General features: G+C 29.4%; 16 protein-coding genes. 5 read left to right on the top strand and 11 right to left on the bottom strand.

What is annotated here, in order from left to right; translation table 11 throughout:
- The first annotated feature begins 72 nt into the window (after positions 1–72).
- The 3 genes from guaA to ACJJVK_RS09635 are packed head-to-tail and all read left to right on the top strand — an operon-like array spanning position 73 to position 3,630.
- Positions 73–1,608, top strand: coding sequence for a glutamine-hydrolyzing GMP synthase (gene guaA, locus ACJJVK_RS09625; protein ID WP_405565546.1), 1,536 nt, complete (start codon positions 73–75; stop codon positions 1,606–1,608).
- Positions 1,609–1,613: 5 nt separating this feature from the next.
- Entirely contained in the window at positions 1,614–3,290 is a 1,677-nt protein-coding gene (locus ACJJVK_RS09630; protein ID WP_405565549.1) for a LysM peptidoglycan-binding domain-containing protein, read from the top strand.
- Between the two features lies 1 nt (position 3,291).
- Positions 3,292–3,630 carry a hypothetical protein gene (locus ACJJVK_RS09635; RefSeq protein WP_405565552.1) on the top strand — a complete coding sequence of 113 codons (339 nt, stop codon included), beginning with the start codon at positions 3,292–3,294 and terminating at the stop codon, positions 3,628–3,630.
- Between the two features lie 72 nt (positions 3,631–3,702).
- Here ACJJVK_RS09635 and ACJJVK_RS09640 read toward each other — a convergent pair whose 3' ends face one another.
- Positions 3,703–4,218, bottom strand: a complete 516-nt coding sequence (locus ACJJVK_RS09640) for a DUF2892 domain-containing protein (RefSeq protein ID WP_405565554.1) — start codon at positions 4,216–4,218, stop codon at positions 3,703–3,705.
- A gap of 52 nt (positions 4,219–4,270) precedes the next feature.
- Positions 4,271–7,474: a cytochrome c biogenesis protein CcsA gene (ccsA, locus tag ACJJVK_RS09645; RefSeq protein ID WP_405565557.1), complete on the bottom strand. Its 3,204-nt coding sequence runs from the start codon at positions 7,472–7,474 to the stop codon at positions 4,271–4,273.
- 100 nt (positions 7,475–7,574) lie between these two features.
- Here ccsA and ACJJVK_RS09650 point away from each other — a divergent pair, with 100 nt between their 5' ends.
- On the top strand, positions 7,575–8,150 hold the full coding sequence (locus tag ACJJVK_RS09650) for a hypothetical protein (protein ID WP_405565560.1): 576 nt from the start codon (positions 7,575–7,577) through the stop codon (positions 8,148–8,150).
- 56 nt (positions 8,151–8,206) lie between these two features.
- On the opposite strand, the gene ACJJVK_RS09655 is transcribed toward ACJJVK_RS09650, so the two are convergent.
- Together ACJJVK_RS09655 and ACJJVK_RS09660 are read right to left on the bottom strand one after the other, a co-directional pair.
- Positions 8,207–9,574, bottom strand: coding sequence for an NAD-dependent succinate-semialdehyde dehydrogenase (locus ACJJVK_RS09655; protein ID WP_405565562.1), 1,368 nt, complete (start codon positions 9,572–9,574; stop codon positions 8,207–8,209).
- Between the two features lie 442 nt (positions 9,575–10,016).
- The gene (locus ACJJVK_RS09660; protein ID WP_405565565.1) at positions 10,017–11,534 is read right to left on the bottom strand and encodes a GH3 auxin-responsive promoter family protein; all 1,518 of its coding nucleotides are present in this window, start codon (positions 11,532–11,534) and stop codon (positions 10,017–10,019) included.
- 179 nt (positions 11,535–11,713) lie between these two features.
- Here ACJJVK_RS09660 and ACJJVK_RS09665 point away from each other — a divergent pair, with 179 nt between their 5' ends.
- Positions 11,714–12,049 (top strand): hypothetical protein, encoded by a 336-nt coding sequence (locus tag ACJJVK_RS09665; protein WP_405565568.1) that lies wholly within the window; start codon positions 11,714–11,716, stop codon positions 12,047–12,049.
- Between the two features lie 22 nt (positions 12,050–12,071).
- Here the strand turns inward: ACJJVK_RS09665 and ACJJVK_RS09670 are convergent, their stop codons facing one another.
- From ACJJVK_RS09670 to udk, 7 genes are all read right to left on the bottom strand, one after another.
- Positions 12,072–13,313, bottom strand: a complete 1,242-nt coding sequence (locus ACJJVK_RS09670) for an RNA polymerase sigma factor (RefSeq protein WP_405565571.1) — start codon at positions 13,311–13,313, stop codon at positions 12,072–12,074.
- Entirely contained in the window at positions 13,313–13,660 is a 348-nt protein-coding gene (locus tag ACJJVK_RS09675; protein ID WP_215993363.1) for a YciI family protein, read from the bottom strand. Before ACJJVK_RS09675 ends, ACJJVK_RS09670 begins: the two co-directional genes overlap by 1 nt.
- 72 nt (positions 13,661–13,732) lie before the next feature.
- Positions 13,733–13,906: a hypothetical protein gene (locus tag ACJJVK_RS09680; protein WP_215993362.1), complete on the bottom strand. Its 174-nt coding sequence runs from the start codon at positions 13,904–13,906 to the stop codon at positions 13,733–13,735.
- A 33-nt stretch (positions 13,907–13,939) separates the two neighbouring features.
- Positions 13,940–16,021, bottom strand: coding sequence for a methylmalonyl-CoA mutase (gene scpA, locus ACJJVK_RS09685; protein ID WP_405565574.1), 2,082 nt, complete (start codon positions 16,019–16,021; stop codon positions 13,940–13,942).
- Complete coding sequence (locus ACJJVK_RS09690) at positions 16,014–17,363, bottom strand: methylmalonyl-CoA mutase subunit beta (protein ID WP_405565577.1); 1,350 nt, start codon at positions 17,361–17,363, stop codon at positions 16,014–16,016. The genes scpA and ACJJVK_RS09690 overlap by 8 nt, the downstream gene beginning before the upstream one ends.
- Positions 17,363–17,683 (bottom strand): septum formation initiator family protein, encoded by a 321-nt coding sequence (locus ACJJVK_RS09695; RefSeq protein WP_215993359.1) that lies wholly within the window; start codon positions 17,681–17,683, stop codon positions 17,363–17,365. Before ACJJVK_RS09695 ends, ACJJVK_RS09690 begins: the two co-directional genes overlap by 1 nt.
- Positions 17,683–18,288, bottom strand: coding sequence for a uridine kinase (udk, locus tag ACJJVK_RS09700; protein ID WP_215993358.1), 606 nt, complete (start codon positions 18,286–18,288; stop codon positions 17,683–17,685). Before udk ends, ACJJVK_RS09695 begins: the two co-directional genes overlap by 1 nt.
- Positions 18,289–18,363: the final 75 nt, after the last annotated feature.

Below are 18,363 nucleotides of genomic sequence, written 5' to 3' on the forward strand. Positions count from 1 at the left end.
CACGAATTCTAATTCGCGTAAAAAAATATATATTTCAGGGTAAAAATTTAAACTGAAATAGTATTTTTGCGTATGCAACAACACAACGTACTTATTTTAGATTTTGGTTCTCAATACACGCAATTAATTGCAAGAAGAGTAAGAGAATTAAACATTTACTGCGAAATTCATCCGTATAACAAATTACCAGAAAGTTTAGATAGTTTTAAAGCTGTAATCTTATCAGGGAGCCCTAATTCTGTAAGAGGAGAAAATGTACTTCATCCAGATTTAGCAGAAATTAGAGGCAAAAAACCTTTACTAGCAGTTTGTTATGGTGCACAATATTTAGCACATTTTTCTGGTGGAAAAGTAGCAGAATCAAATACAAGAGAATATGGTAGAGCAAATTTATCATTTATAAAAAATGATGAAACGTTCTTTAGAAATATCACAGAAGGCAGTCAAGTTTGGATGAGTCATTCAGATACCATAAAAGAATTACCAACAAATGCTGTTTTATTAGCAAGTACTAAAGATGTACAAAATGCCGCTTATAAAATTGAAGGCGAAACTACTTTTGCCATTCAGTTTCATCCAGAGGTATATCATTCTAAAGATGGTAAACAATTATTGGCAAACTTTTTGGTAGATATTGCAGGTGTAGCACAAACTTGGACACCCAATTCTTTTGTAGAAAGTACAGTAGATGCAATTAAAGAAAAAGTTGGTGAAGACAAAGTTGTTTTAGGACTTTCTGGTGGTGTAGATTCTACAGTTGCTGCAGTTTTATTACACAAAGCAATAGGTAAAAACTTGTATTGTATTTTTGTAAATAACGGACTTTTACGTAAAAATGAATTCGAAAGCGTATTAAATCAATACGAAGGAATGGGTTTAAACGTTAAAGGAGTAGATGCTTCTGAACGTTTTTTGAAAAAGTTAGAAGGTATCACAGATCCTGAAGGAAAAAGAAAAGCCATAGGTAATACATTTATTGATGTTTTTGATGATGAAGCACATCAAATTAAAGATGTAAAATGGTTGGCACAAGGTACAATTTATCCTGATGTTATTGAGTCTGTCTCTGTAAATGGAGGGCCTTCTGCAACCATTAAAAGTCATCATAATGTAGGTGGTTTGCCAGATTTTATGAAACTAAAAATTGTAGAGCCTTTGCGTATGATTTTTAAAGATGAAGTTAGAAGAGTAGGTGCTTCTTTAGGCATAGATAAAGAATTATTAGGTCGTCATCCTTTTCCTGGACCTGGTTTAGGAATTCGAATTTTAGGTGATATTACTGCTGAAAAGGTTAGAATCTTACAAGAAGTAGATGCAATTTTTATCAACGGTTTAAAAGAAGATGGTTTGTATGATAGTGTTTGGCAAGCTGGTGCTATGTTGTTACCCGTAAATTCTGTTGGAGTTATGGGTGATGAAAGAACCTACGAAAAAGTAGTAGCCTTAAGAGCTGTAGAAAGTACAGATGGTATGACTGCTGATTGGGTAGATTTACCTTATAAATTTTTACAGAAAACATCAAACAAAATAATAAATCAAGTAAAAGGTGTAAATAGAGTTGTGTATGATATTAGCTCTAAACCACCTGCAACTATAGAATGGGAATAAAGTATATGAAGCATTTAAAATTTTTTATTTTTCTGTGTATTTTAACATTCACAGTTTCTTGTGGCCAGCAAAAAAGATACATTCAGTATAAGGTAAAGCAAGGAGAAACCATGAGTAAAATTGCTGAAAAACTGGCTATGAAAACGCCAGATTTAAAGCGATTAAATCCAGATGTGGAAGGTGAGCCCAGAGCAAACACTTTTTTAGTAGTACCAGAAAAAAAACTAAATAATTTTAATAATCAAGTAAAAGAAAGTGCTGAGGTTGTTTCAGATTCAATTGTAAATACTTCTGATTTAGATGAAGAAGAAAAGCTTTTAGAAGAAATAAAAGAACAATTTGTGGTTTATGAAGTTAAAAAAGGTGATACTTTTTATAGCTTAAATAAAACTTTTGATGTTTCTAGAGGAGAATTATTGCAATTAAATCCAGAATTAAAAGAAGGTTTAAAAGTAGGAATGTTGTTAAAAATAAAAGAAATTCCTTTAGAAATTGTATCCGAAGAAATTTTTTATAACGATTATATTGATAGAAATAAAGACTTAAAAGTTGCTTTATTATTGCCTTTTAGAACGCATAAATACAGAAACGATTCACTTACTTTAAAAGAAATTTTTGATAGAAATTCAACTTTATTAAACATTACCACAGACTTTTATTTAGGAGCAGAAATTGCGATTGACTCTTTAAGAAGAAAAGGAGTAGATGTCGAATTTAATGTGTATGATACAGGCGATCGTAGATCTAATCAAATAACGAATATTATTTCTAGAAATAACTTAAATAGTAATGATGTTGTTATTGGTCCTTTGTATTCTGAAGAGGTTCGTACAGTAGCTTCTAATGTAAATATTCCTGTAATTTACCCTGTTTATTCTGATGATCAATCAGGATTTAGTTCTAGTAATATTGTAAAAACATCACCAGAAAAAAAGGTATTTAGAGAAGAATTGGAAAAATATATCATCGAGAATTTTAACAAAGTAGAAACTATAGAAGACAACAATACTTTGGTAGATGAACAAACTATAATAGAAACTCCAATTATTGAAAAAGGAAATATTATTATTGTGACTGATGAAAGTTCTGCCTCTAAACAAAGCAGTAGAACTATTCAGAATAACTTAAATTTTGGTTTAGATGCAGTTGTAAATATATTGTCTCCACAAAAGGGTTATATCGCAAAAGAACGTTTCTTAGAATTGTTAAAACCAAATGCTAAAAATTGGGTAATTATTGCTACTGATAAAAATGTTGCAGTTTCTGACGCAATTAATAGTTTAATCAGTTTGCCAGAAGAAACTACTGTAAAAGTTTTTACTTTTGATAAAGGGAGAGTATATGATAAAATTGACAATAGAAAATTAGCTAAAATTGGTTTTACCTATGTAAGTGATGAGTTTGTTGATGAAAACTCTTTAAACACAAGAATATTCAACCAACAATATCAAAAAAAGAACAAAGCATTGCCATCTTTTTACGCTACAAAAGGTTTTGATATTACGTATGATATATTAATTCGTTTGGCTTCTGGTTATGATTTAAAATCTACATTAAACGAAGGAATGTCTGTAAGAATAGAGAGTAAGTTCGATTATAGAAATAGTACTTATCTTGCAGAAAATCAAGGTTTATTTATTGTACAATACAATAAAGATTTGTCTTTAACTAGATTGAAGTAAAATGAAATTATACACGAATTGTAAATCTTGCAAAAAAGAAATTACAATAAAATCTAACGCTTCAACTAGACCAGATCTACAAATGGAAAAAGGAGATGAATTTAACGTGAATTGTTTTAATTGTGGTAAAAAGGAAAAGAAGCATGTAAATGATATTAAAGCTGAACCTAATAAATTAGTTATTCTAATTGGGCTTCTGTTAGGGTTTTTTGCAACACTATTTTTGTGGACAATTTATGGAGCAATAGGTACAGTAAGTATTATTATTCCTTTAATATTTTTGCAACAACAAATGAGCTCAACAAAAGGTTTTAATTCTTATATGGTAAGAAGAAAGTAGAAATTTGTGTAATATATAAAACAAAAAATCCGCTATAAGCGGATTTTTTTGTTTTTGAATGGAAATAACAACTTAGATTTTCTTCATCTGTTGTTTCATCATTTGCATTTGTTCTTTTAGCATTCCGTGTTTGTCTAATTTCTTAGCCTCAGCCATTAAATTAGTCGCTTCACGTTTACGTCTTTTGGTCATTGCAATTCCTGCTAATTGTAGTTTTGCCATTGCCAAATCATGATCCATAGACAAACCTAATTTTACTGCTTTTCTTAAGAATTTTTCAGCTTGTGTAATGTTGGTTTGGCTTAACATAATACCATGTAAATAGTTATAATAACCTTGTTGTTTCGTTATTAAAGCAGTTTCTGGGTTTTTTATATAACCTAACCATTTTTGTGCAGCAGGAAAATTTTGCTTACGCAATTGTAAAAAAGCCAAAAGAATAAACTCGTTTTTAAAATAGAATAAGACAAAAATTCCAGCTAATAATAAGATAGAAATTCCGTTCATAATATTTCCTTGCGTAAATTCATACACAGACCAAACTGTAATTAAACCTGCTAAAACTAATTTTATATTTTTATTAAACATTGTTTGTTTTTGATGATTAAAAATTTCGAAAAGCAAAAATACATTTTCAGAATTACTTCTTAAAGTATTTCTTGTATTTAAATGATGCTAATACTGTTAAGCCAACTAAAGCTATAATATATATATAAGCTTCTTTAGGAGTTACAGCTTGGTCTCCACTTGCATAAGAATGCAAACCAGATAAGTAGAAGTTAACTCCAAAATAGGTCATCATTATAGATAAATATGCAAAAGCAGATGCAAAGTTAAAAGATAAACGACCTCTTAAACCAGGTATTAAACGCATATGTAAAACAAAAGCATAGACCATAATAGAAATTAAAGCCCAAGTCTCTTTAGGATCCCAACCCCAGTAACGACCCCAACTTTCATTGGCCCACATACCACCTAAAAAGTTACCAATGGTAAGCATAACTAAACCAACAGTAATAGCCATTTCATTAATAATGGTCAATTCTTTAATGTTTACATCCATTCTTTTTTTATTCTTATCATTGGTAAAAGCAATCAAAATTAATGATACAACTCCAAGAATCATCCCTAGAGAAAAAGGGCCATAACTAGCTACAATTATAGATACATGCACTAATAACCACCAAGAATTTAAAACAGGTTGTAAGTTAGCAATTTCTGGATCTAACCAGTTTTGATGTGCAAATGCTAAAATAATAGCAGCTAAAAATGTTGTTGCTCCAATGGTTAGTGCAGATTTTTTACCCAGATACAAACCAAATGCCATTGTAGCCCAAGCTACATAAATAATAGATTCGTAAGCATTACTCCAAGGTGCGTTTCCGCTAATGTACCATCTAGAAATTAATCCAAAAGTGTGGAATAAGAAACTTAAAATAATTAATGTAATTAAGCCTTTAACAATGTAATTTAAAACTTTAGATTTATAGTAAAAGATTTTAAGAATTTCTACAAATATTAAAAGTAAACCAAGTATCATGTAAAAAATAGAACTTTTTATAAAAATACCTAATTTATTATAAGCAATTTCTAAGTCAATTTTTCTTTCTTTAGGATAAACTTCAGCACCATATTTCTTTTGATAAGTTTTAATTCCGTCTAAAATTTTATTAGCTTTACTATAATCTCCATTTCTTTTAGCAGTTTGTAAAAGTTGCATGTATAAAGGCAACAATTTAGGAACGTAAAGTGAATCTTTGGTCTTTAAAATTTTGCTATTTGCTATTTCTGGATGCGAAACCCATTTGTTATTTTCATCATTAGGAATTGGATAAACTCTTAAAATTCCACCACCAATAGCGCTGTATAATAAACCAACTCTTCTATCGATTTTAATTAAATCTTTATCAAATTTATTTTGAAATTTTGTTTTTTGAGCTTCTTCTACTTGACCTTTAATAATATACTCACCTCTGTTAGAGAAAAAGTCTGACAAACGAGCATATTTAGCAGTTTTTTCTAGGCCTAATTGTTCTCTAATTTTAAAATTATTTTTTTCTAGATATATAGCTGGTACTTCATACCAAAGCCTAGAGTTTTCTAATATTGATAATAAAACCTGACTAGGTTCCATATCATGTAAAGTTTCGGTTTGGCTTACTTTTCTAACCAATTCAGAAGCAAAAGTATGCGCAGGTTTCATTCTACCTCCTGCATCTTGAATTATTAATTTATTAAAATCTTCTGCATGCTCTAAGGATACTAAATTTGCTTTTAAAATAGAATCTACTTGTTGGTCTGTAATTCTATTTACTTTATGAGGAGTAGTATGTTGTTGCTTCGTTTGAGTAGTTGTTGTATGTACATGATTTGGATCTGAATGATCGTGATCTGCTTCTTGCCCAAAACTAAAAGAAGAAATAAATAAAGCTGTAGTTAAAGACACTAAAGTTTTTTTATTTCTGATTTTCTTTAATGAATTTTTAAGCGAATCAAAACGTGTGTTTTTTGCAAAAAAGATGCAAATTAAACCTGTATATAAAAGTGAATATCCTAAGTAAGTGATAAAAGTTCCCCACCAATCATGATTTACAGATAAGTGTGTTTGTTCTCTTTCGCCAGATAAATCGTAACTAGATTGAAAAAATTTGTAGCCTTTGTGATCTAAAATATGATTCATGAAAATTCTAAAATCAAAAGTTTCATCAGTATCAATTACAGTAACTTCACTTGCATAAGAAGCTGCACTTTCTGATCCTGGATATTTTTCTAATTGAAAATCGTTTAGTTTTACACTAAAAGGTGTTTCTAAAATTTTAGCACCATACCATAATCTAAAATTTAAACCATTTATAGTAAAATCTTGTGCATTATCGTTGTTAAATTTACCACCAGTAAGTTCTACTCTTTGTGTTTCTGTACCTGTTTTTACATCTAAAACAATTACGTCTAAAACTTTATCATCTTTTGGACCACTAATTGTTGTCATTGTACCTTTACTTGGGTATTGAGGTACAACAAAAGGCAAGCCAGCAACATTATATAAAGAACGTAATTTAAAATCTTGAATACTATCTTTTAATAAACCACCTTGTTGTTGTGTAGCCATTACTTGATAATTACCATCAGCTTTAGAAAGAATTTTTAAACTATCATTTCTTTTAAATATGTTGATATTCGCATTGTTATCTTTAGCATTAAAACCCACTAAAACATTATGAATATTAGCAACTGTACCCGATTTTATATAATGTTCGTGTCTATTTCCGCTCGAAGATTCTACTATAAATAAATGTTCAACCCCATTTTTATCTTCAACTAATTTTCTTTCTGCCCAAGGTATATAATCTACTAAATTAACCTCATAATCTTTGCCTTTAAAATTATCAGAAAAAGACCAAGAATTAGAACCCCAAGCACTTAATAAAATAGGTTCGTGTTTAGTTTTTTGCACCTCATTATTATCAACAATAAGATTTACATAGGTAGTTTCTGATAAAAATTTATTAGTAGTTTCACCTTCGTCAATTAACATAATTCCTTCAAAACCAACATATCTAGTAACACCAGCGCCAATTAAAATAAATAAAAATGCTATGTGAAACATTAAAACTGGCCATTTTTCTTTTCTTAACAATTTGTATCTAAAAATGTTACCAAAAAAGTTGATGACAAAGAAAATCATAATTACTTCAAACCACCAAGTATTATAAACTAGCGCTTTAGAAGTTTGAGTGCCAAAATCATTTTCTATAAAAGTGGCAATACCCATTGCTGTTGCAAATAAGAAAAATAGAACAGCCATTAAACGAGTTGAGTATAGAAAATTAAAAAAGTTTTTCATCTTAAAATATGTGCTTTTAAAAGAGCAACAAATTTAAGCATAAAAGCACAAATAACCTTTTTGATATAAGTATATTTAATTGTTAAAAAGAACTAAAAAAATGAATAAAACTCACATAATTCCTAATAAAATTCAAGAAAGAGTAGAAGTAGCATTAAAATATTTTCCACAATTAGCCGATATTAAGATTGAATTTAAATTAAAGAAAAACATCAAAAAATCTACAATGCAAGCTAGACCCACGTTTGATAGTTTTTTTAGAAGTAAAAAAAATAGAAAATATTTAATTTTAATTAGTAAAAAATTTAAAATTTCTGATAAAGAATTTTCTACTTTAGATATTCCTGATGATATTTTTATTGGTTGGATTGGTCATGAATTAGGACATATTATGGATTATCAAGACAGAAGTAGATTTAATTTAATTTGGTTTGGACTCAAATATTTGTTTTCAGAAAATCATATTGTAGAAGCAGAAAGAGCAGCAGATAGTTTTGCAGTAAAACATAAAATGGAAGACTATATTTTAAAAACTAAGAATTTTATTTTAAACCACGCAGAAATCTCAGAAGTGTATAAAAATAGAATGAGAAGATATTATTTATCGCCAGAAGAAATTATGTTTTTAGTTGAGGATAGAGATAAAATGCCAGACAAGCAAGAGAAAGCTTTATAGAAATATTGAATTAAAAAATAAAAGCCTTTGCATTTGCAAAGGCTTTTATTTTTTAATTAATCAATCCAAATGGATTTTGTATTTACAAATTCTTTAATTCCATAATCGGATAATTCTCTTCCATAACCACTATTTTTAATCCCTCCAAAAGGTAATCTAGGGTCAGAAGCTACTAATTTATTTACAAAACTATTACCAGCTTCAAGTTGTAACGCAATTTTTTCTCCACGTTTAGCATTAGCTGTTAATACTCCAGATCCTAATCCAAAAGTGGAATTGTTTGCCAATTCAATGGCTTCATTTTCATCTTTGGCTTTAATTACAGAAGCAACAGGTCCAAACAATTCTTCATCAAAAGCAGTCATGCCAGGTTTTAAATCTGCTAAAATAGTTGCTGGATAATATGCTCCTTTTCGATCAGGAATTTTACCACCTAAAATTAATTTACCTCCTTGTACTATTGTTTTTTCTACTTGCTCATGAATTTCATTTCTTAAATCAATTCTAGCCATTGGTCCATAATAAGCATCTTCATTGGTTGGCTCATCCATTTTTGCTTCTTTCATTTTTTTTGTAAACAATTTTAGAAAATCATCATAGATTTCTTCTAAAACAATAAATCGTTTGGATGCAATACACGTTTGCCCATTATTTTGCAACCGACCAAAAGTTGCCAAATCTGTAGCTTTTTCTAAATCAGCATCCTCTAAAACAACATAAGCATCACTACCACCTAATTCTAAAACGGTTTTCTTTAAATTTTCTCCAGCAATTTTGGCCACAGAACGTCCTGCAGGTTCACTACCAGTTAAAGTAACTGCAATAATATTTTTATCTTCTATAATGGTTTTAATATCATCAGATTCTACATTTAAATTGGTGAAAACGCCTTCAGGAAAACCAGCTTTTTTAAAAGCACCTTCTAAAGCAAAAGCGCAACCTTGTACATTTGATGCGTGTTTTAAAACACCAGTATTCCCTGTCATAATAGCTGGAGCAGCAAAACGTATTACTTGATAAAAAGGGAAGTTCCAAGGCATAATAGCTAAAACAACGCCTAAAGGTTGGTAGGTTATATAACTTTTTTTAGCTTCAGTTTCTACAATTTTATCAGCTAGCAAATCGTGAATATTATCAGAATAATATCTACAAACTAAAGCACATTTTTCAATTTCACTTCTAGATTGTTGAATCATTTTACCCATTTCTTGGGTAGCTAATTGTGCATATTCTTCTTTATTTTTATCAAAAATATCAGCAAGTTTTCGCATTAATTTAGAACGTTCTCCAAAAGAAGTTTTTTTCCAAGATTGATACGTTTCATTTGCTTTTGCAACTTTTTTAAGTGCTTTATCTGTTGTTAATCTATTATAACTTGCAATTTCTTCTTCAGTTGCTGGGTTTATTGTGGTTACTTTTTTCATAAGTTTAGTGTTTTGTTTTTTCTTTTAATAATACATTCAAAATTTATAATTTAGAGAATAATCTACAACTAAATCAATAATGTGAAAGCCTTTGGTTTGTAACCTTTGGCTCCAAAACTTTCTGCATATTTAACAAAATCAGGATTTTGATTTTTAAACCATATCTAGAAAAAATATAGCCATGTACTTTCATTTTTCTTTATTCTTTTTCCTTTTTAGAAATTTATCCGAAGTTAGTTATGTGTTTTTTTTACTGTTTAGTTAAAAACGATGTTAAGTAAAATATATAGTGATTTAGGTTTATGGTTTAAAATTGGATTTATCAGCTTGATGGTTGCTAAATTGGAAATATATTGTTTGAGTACAAATTTTATTAGGTAATGAAATTTATAATAATCTGAATTTGTATGGAGGTTTCTGTTACTTAGGATTTTTATAAAGTTTAACTTACAAACTTTTCCCATTTTTTAAATTTTTTCTCTTTCATAACACGTTCCATTTTAACTTGCCCACCTTTTTTCTTGTTATTGTCACTCCAATTGTGGAATTTTTCTACATCAATAATATTTACTTTTACTCCTTTTAGAGCTTTACTTCTTGCCACTTTATAATTTTTATTTGCCTCTTTTAAAAAGTTATCTAAAGCATTAGCAACCTCTTTTTCATCAGCTTTTAATTCTGTACCTAAATACCAAGAATGATAAAATTCGCCATCATCAAATCTTTTTGCACAGATTGTATATTCAGAAATTTTAGTAGAGAATTTTTCTTCTAAATGCTTCATTGCATCATCCATTTTATTTACAGAAAGTTGAGAACCTACTGTGTTTAGAAAGAATTTTGTACGACCTGTAATTTTAATTTCTGCTTTTTCTACATCTGTAAAAGCAATGGTGTCTCCAATTAAATATCGCCAAGCACCACTTACAGTACTAATGATTAAGATATAATCTTTGTTAGGTTCAACGTCTTTTAAAGTTAATGAAGGCGCATTTTTTTTGATGGATCCATCTTCTTTAATATAATCTGGATTCATAGGTACAAACTCAAAATAAATTCCGTTTTCGGTGTTGAGTTGCATTGCATCTGTTTCTGGTCTGGTTTGTGTGGCAATGTAACCTTCTGAAGCCAAATAGGTGTCTATAACTGTAACTGGTTTACCTAAAAGAGCTTTAAAACTTTTTTCGTAAGGACCAAAAGCAACTCCACCAGAAGTATAAACTTGTAAGTTTGGCCAAATTTCGTGTATGTTTTTAACATTGTGATATTTTATAACCTCTTGCAACATTAATTCCATCCAAGAAGGAATTCCGCTTAAAGCACCAATATCCCAATTTTTTGCATTCTTTGCAATGTGAGCAACACGTTTATCCCAATCATCAATCTTTGCAATATCTTCACCAGGTTTATAATATCCTTTAAACCAAAAAGGGATATTGCTTGCGCTAATTCCGCTAATTTCTCCTTCTAAATGATCGTTTTTTTCTTGTAAATCTGTAGAGCTTCCTAACATCATAATTTCTTTTTCGAAAAAATCTGCAGGTAAATCAAAGTTGTTTAAAGATAAAACTTGCTTTATTCCAGAACTTTGAATTGCATCTATCATTGCATCTGTAACAGGAATTCTTTTGCTGCTTTTACCAGTAGTACCAGAGCTTAGTGCAAAGTAAGTAGGTGTTCCTGGCCAAGTAACATCAACCTCACCTTCGTGTAATTTGCTCCACCATTTTTCATTAATTTTATTGTAATCGAAATATGGAACAACGTCTGCAAAAGATTCACCTAAATCATCACTTAATAAAATAGTTTCGAAACTATATTTTTTACCAAATTGAGTGTCTTTTGCAGTTTCTAAAAGATTTTTTAAAACAGCTTCTTGTGCATCTGTATGATTTGTTTCTGATGTTAGTGTATCTGTTAAGTTGATAACTCCTTTTATAATATTTCCTAAAATTGCCATAGTTGTTGATTTTTAACAAAGTTCAACAATATTATAGTTACTGTTTAACTCTAATCATATAAAAATGAATGCAAAAGAAATAAGCTTGCACTACTATTTTAGAGTTAAAATTTATGGCATTTGCGATACTTTCTTAGGTGGTTTTTTATTTATTTTGATTAAATTTTAAAACATATATAATGGAAAATCAGAGTAAAAATGAATTGGATTTTATAAAAGAGTATGAAAGTAAAGGATATAAAAATTCTTATAGAGTAAAAGGAAATAAGTTAATTGAAAATGAAACAAAATCTGAATTTAGTTCAAAAGATATTAAAGTAGTTGCAAAACATAGATATGAAGGAATGAGTAACCCAGAAGATATGTCTATTTTATACGTTATTGAAACTAATAAAAATACAAAAGGTACAATTTTAGCACCTTATGGACCTGCAGGAGATACAGGAGTTTTAGAATTTATAAATGAGATTCCTGAAGAAAATATATCAGATTCAGAAAATATTCTGAACAAATAAAAAAGATTATATGCAGTGAAAATCAATTCTGATTAAGTTTAATTTTCTTCTTTATTAAATGCTCTTTTTCTAGTTGATTATTTACGGTTTCTATGGCTAGATTAATATGTGCAATTGCTTTTTTTAAGTCTTTTTTAGCAGCATAAAAATCTGATTTTGTCCCATAAAATAAATATTTACGTTGTTCAAAATCATTAGCATTCAGTTTGTTTAAATAAGTGTCTGCTTTTTGTAAATCGTTTTTTTGAATACAAATTACTGCCATAGTTAGCAAATGATTTGGCATTGGTTGTAAGGAATTTAAGCATTCATACCAGTATAAAATTTTATCCCAATTTGTAGCATTAAAAGTTTTAGCTTTTAAATGCTCTGATGCTATTGCAGCTTCATAATGATAGCAAGAAAACTCATTGTTTTCTACAGCTTTGTACATCATAGAATTCCCTAATTCTATTAACGGGTAATGCCACAGACTTCTATCTTGATGCTCTAAATCAAGAATTTGGTTTTGTGAATTTGTTTTAGATTCTAAACGTGCAGCATGAAAACACATTAACGCAAATAGAGCATAACTTTCTGAAGTTCTTGTATGTGTATTTTTTAAAAGCATTTTGCACAAACGCATTGCTTCACCACACAATTCTTTGTGAATTAATTGTTCTTTTTTATTAGAGTGAAAACCTTCGTTAAAAATTAAATATAAAACCTCTAAAACAGATTCTAATCTTTTTTTAAGTGATTTACCTTGTGGAATTTTAAATTGTAAATCTGCTTTTAGAATTGCTTTTCTTGCTCTAATTAAACGTTTTTTTACAGTTTCTTCTTTGGTTAGTAAAGCTGATGCTATTTCTTTACTACTAAAACCAGAAACTGTTTTTAGAGCAAAAGCAATTCTGTCTTTAGCGTTTAACTTCGGATGACAAGCAGTAAAAATCATTCTTAATTGAGCGTCTTCAATTTCTGATTCTAAAAAAAGTTCGTTAATTGCAATAGTGTTTGCGCCTTGATAGAAATTTGGTAGGTAGTTTTTTTCTGTTTTTAATTTTCTAAAAATATCTAGAATTCTATTTTTTGCAGCCTGTGTTAACCAAGCTTCTGGGTTTTCTGGTACTTGTTTACGCCAAGAAATACTGGCTTTTATAAAAGTGTCTTGCACAGCATCTTCAACAATTTCTAGATTAGATAATCCAAAGATTCTTGTTAAAACAGAAACCATCTTTCCTGAGTGATATCTGAAAAGATGGTCTATGAGTTGGTTTTCCATTATTTATCAAAAACCATTATTTCTCTAATTTCTACAGTTCCTCCTAAATCATAATCAGGGAAATCTTGTGCAATTTCTTGCACAGCATCAAAATCTTTGGCTTTTACAGTATAATAGCCACCAACAATTTCTTTTACTTCTGTAGATGTTAAATCTGTTACTGTTCTATTTTTACCAACAATTCTTCTAATGTCTGGTGTTAAAGCTTCTCCACCAACAAGAACACCTGCTTGTTGCATCTTATCATTCCAAGCAAACCATTTACCCATTCTTGTTTGTAATTCTTCAGGAGAAAGACCAAGATCAGCATAATCTGCGCCAATAAAAATCATCATAAATTGTTTCATCGTATATATTTTAAATTGTTATTATATCTATAAGACGTATGCCAAATTATAAAAGGGACAATTTTTTAAAAATTATTTTTTTTGTTTTTGTTGACGATTGTAATACGTAGTTCCTATTAAAACAACACCTATAAAAATAGAATAGAAATAGGCTTTAAAATCGCCACCTTTTACTAGTGAAAAAAGTCCAACTAAAATACTAAAAGAACCTATGATGATTAAAAAATAATAAAGTGCTTTTTTCAATGATGAGGTATATTAATGAAATACAAAATTAAACTATTCAGCTACACTATCAATTAAAATTTCTAGTAAATCAATAGCAGCTTGTGCAATTTTTGTTCCAGGGCCAAAAACACCTACAGCTCCAGCATCGAATAAATATTGATAATCTTGTGCAGGAATTACACCACCCACAATAACCATAATATCTTCTCTGCCATATTTTTTTAACTCTGCAATTACTTGAGGTACTAATGTTTTATGACCAGCTGCTAAAGAAGAGATTCCTAAAATGTGCACATCGTTTTCTACAGCTTGTTTAGCAGCTTCTTTTGGTGTTTGAAATAAAGGGCCAATATCAACATCAAAACCTAAATCTGCATAAGCAGTAGCAACAACTTTTGCACCTCTGTCATGACCATCTTGACCTAGTTTTGCAATTAGGATTCTTGGTCTTCTACCTTCTAAATTTGCAAATTTATCTGCGAATTCAGATGCTTTTTTAAATAATTTATCGTCTTTTATTTCTTTGCTATACACACCAGAAATGGTTTTAGTAACTGCTTTATGTCTGCCAAAAACTTTTTCTAAAGCATCAGAAATTTCACCTAATGTGGCTCTATTTTTCGCTGCTTTTACAGCTAAATCTAAAAGGTTACCTTCATTTGAATTTGCTGCATTGGTTAAATTTACTAAAGATTTTTTAACTTCAATAGTATTTCTTTTTGCTTTTAAGTGATTTAGCCTATCAATTTGAGATTTACGTACAGCTTCATTATCAACCTCTAAAATATGTAAAGGATCTTCTTTTTTTAGTTGATATTTATTTACACCAACAATAACATCTTGCCCACTATCTATTTTTGCTTGTTTTTTAGCAGCAGCTTCTTCAATACGTAATTTCGGAATTCCCTTTTCAATGGCTTTGGTCATTCCTCCTAAACCTTCTACTTCTTGAATCAGTTCCCAAGCTTTGTTGGCAATGTCTTCTGTTAATTTTTCAAGGTGATAACTTCCAGCCCAAGGATCTACAGTTTTTGTAATTTGGGTTTCTTGTTGCAAATAAATTTGAGTGTTTCTTGCAATTCTTGCAGAAAAATCTGTAGGTAAAGCAATCGCTTCATCCAAAGCATTTGTATGTAAACTTTGTGTACCACCAAAAGCAGCAGCCATTGCTTCTATAGTTGTTCTGGCTACATTATTAAAAGGATCTTGTGCTGTTAAAGACCAACCACTAGTTTGGCAATGAGTTCTTAAAGTTAAGGATTTTGGGTTTTTAGGATTAAATTGTTTTACAATCTTAGCCCACAACATTCTTGCTGCTCTCATTTTAGCAATTTCTGTAAAATGATTCATACCAATTGCCCAAAAGAAAGATAATCTTGGTGCAAAAGTATCAATATCTAAACCTGCTTCAATTCCTTTTTTAATGTATTCTAAACCATCTGCTAAAGTGTAAGCCAATTCAATTTCTGCAGTTGCTCCTGCTTCTTGCATATGATAACCAGAAATAGAAATTGAATTAAATTTAGGCATATTTTTACTGGTATATTTAAAAATATCAGCAATAATTTTCATTGATGGGGAAGGAGGATAAATGTAGGTGTTTCTTACCATAAACTCCTTTAAAATATCATTTTGAATAGTACCTGATAATAATTCTGGAGCAACTCCTTGTTCTTCTGCTGCAACAATGTAGAAAGCTAAAATGGGTAAAACTGCTCCATTCATTGTCATAGAAACAGACATTTTATCTAATGGAATTTTATCAAACAAAACCTTCATATCTTCTACAGAATCTATGGCAACCCCTGCTTTACCAACATCACCTTGTACACGTTCGTGATCAGAATCGTAACCTCTATGTGTAGCTAAATCAAAAGCAACAGATAATCCTTTTTGACCTGCTTCTAGATTTCTTCTGTAAAATGCATTACTTTCTTCTGCAGTAGAAAAACCTGCATATTGTCTTATTGTCCAAGGTCTACGAACATACATTGTAGAATAAGGCCCTCTTAAATTTGGTGCAATTCCTGCTATAAAGTTTTCGTGTTCAAAAGTTTTAGAATACTCATCTACATTTTGAGTTCTAAATTCTGAATTTTGAATTTTAATATTTGAAACATCTTTTCTACTCATTGTCTAAACGCTGTTTTTCAACTGTTTCAGAAAGTCGTTTTCTAACAATTGGAGTGATTAATGTTTTAATATGTCTTTGTTTTACAAAAGGATACAATTCTAATTCTGATTTCATTTTATCAGCAGAATTAACTTGTAAGTTTGTGCCTAATAAAACAATTTCTTTTGTATTGAATTTTTCTTCTTCTTTTATAGCACTTTCACTAATTTTCTTTTGAATGATACCTGCTTTTAGCTGTTTTAAAAATCCGCCAGATTTTTCTATGAGCTTAAAAAGTGTCAAGGCATTTTGTGCTAATTGATTCGTGATTGAATCTATATAATAAGCACCATCAGCAAAATTTTGAGCTTCTGATAAATAACTTTCTTGTTGTAAAATTAAGAGTTGATTTCTAGCAATTCTTTCGCCAAATTCATTTGATTTATGGTAAATTTCATCATAAGAAACATTAGAAATTGTGTTTGAGCCACCTAAAATTGCACTCATACATTCAGAAGTTGTTCGCAACATGTTTGTATTGTAATCGTAAAGTGTTTTGTTGCTCAAACTTGGTTGGGTAAGAATGTGTGCTTCTACATCTTTTAAGCCATATTCATTTAATAAGGATTCCCATAAAATTCGGAATGCTCTTAATTTTGCAATCTCGAAAAAGTAATTGCTACCCACTGCAAAATTAAAATGGATTTTATCAGCAATTGCTCCATCAAAATGATTTAAATATTCGTTTGCATGCGCTAAAGTGTATGCTAATTGTTGAGTAATAGTTGCACCTGAATTTTGATATAATTCACTAGAAATTGAGATGCAATTTTCTGAAGATGATAAAATTTTTTCTAATTGATTATGGTCTTCTTTTAGGTTAGTAAACCAATTGCCTTTTTCAGCTAAATTGCCAATAATATCGGTTTGAAAAAATGTATTTTTTGAACTACAATAATTGCATAATTCAATTTGAAAATCAGCATTTAAAAAAGAAAATTTAAAATAAATAATGGTTTTTTCTGTATTAATTGTATTTAAAACCGTTTTATAATCAAAAGTTTTTGAAGCTTTAAATTGAATGGAATTTGCACCTCTTTGTAATGCTTCAATAGCAAGTGAATTGGCTATTTTTTCATCATCAATAAAAATGGTTTGACAAATATTAAAACCTTTTTTGGGTAAGTTTATTGCAGTGTTATTTCTGTCTTCTTTGGTGTAAAAAGGTTTTACAATAATACTTTCATCTGTATGCCAAAGTAAGCTGTTATTATAGTCTGCACCTTTTAAATCTACTTGAATTTTTTGTTTCCAAGCTTTTGCAGATGTTGGGTTAAATTCATCAAAAAGAAAATTACTCATTACTTGTTTATTGTATCAAATTCAATAATATATATGTCTTCGTTTTCTTTTTTCATTAAATATTTTTCTCTTGCAAATCGTTCTAATTCAAGAGAATCTTCTAGCTTTTTTATAGTTTCTTTGTCTTTCGCAATTTTTTCTTCGTAAAAAGAAATGGTACTTTCTAAGTCATCAATTTCTTTATCAAATTTACGATGAACTAAATAGGAGTTTTCATCAAAAAAGATCATCCAAATTATAAATGGAACTAAAATTATTACAAAAATATTTGTAAGAATTTTAAAGACAGAATTACTTTTTAATTGCTGAAAAAAACTCATTATAGTCGTTCGTTTATAACACTTCTAACAATATCTATAGCTACTGTATTGTGCCTGTCATTAGGTATAATAATATCAGCAAAATTCTTGGTAGGTTCTATAAATTGCTGGTGCATAGGTTTTAATGTGTTTTGGTAGCGATCTAAAACTTCTTCAATATCTCTACCTCTTTCAGAAATATCTCTTCTAACTCTACGAATTAAACGCTCGTCTGTTTCTGCATGTACAAAGATTTTAATATCGAACAAATCGCGTAATTTTTCGCTATTAAAAATTAAAATCCCTTCAATAATTATAACTTTTCTAGGATGTGTTTTTACTGTTTCTTTGGTTCTATTATGCCTAATAAAAGAATATACAGGTTGGTTAATTGTGTTTCCTTTTCTTAATTCTTTTAAATGTTTTATGATTAAATCGAAATCGATAGCTCTTGGATGATCGAAATTTATTTTAGTACGTTCGTCATAAGATAAATTATCTGTGGCTTTGTAATAAGAATCTTGCGAAATTACACAAACTTCATCAGAAGGTATTTCTTTTACTATTTGATTAACAACTGTAGTTTTTCCACTTCCAGTTCCACCTGCAATTCCAATAATTAACATAAATTTGTTTGATTTGTTTTGATTAACTCCACGAAAGTAATAAACATTTTACAAAGTTATAAAATTATTAATTTT

The organism is Polaribacter sp. Asnod6-C07 (assembly GCF_045063625.1).
Classification (GTDB): Bacteria; Bacteroidota; Bacteroidia; order Flavobacteriales; family Flavobacteriaceae; genus Polaribacter; species Polaribacter vadi_A.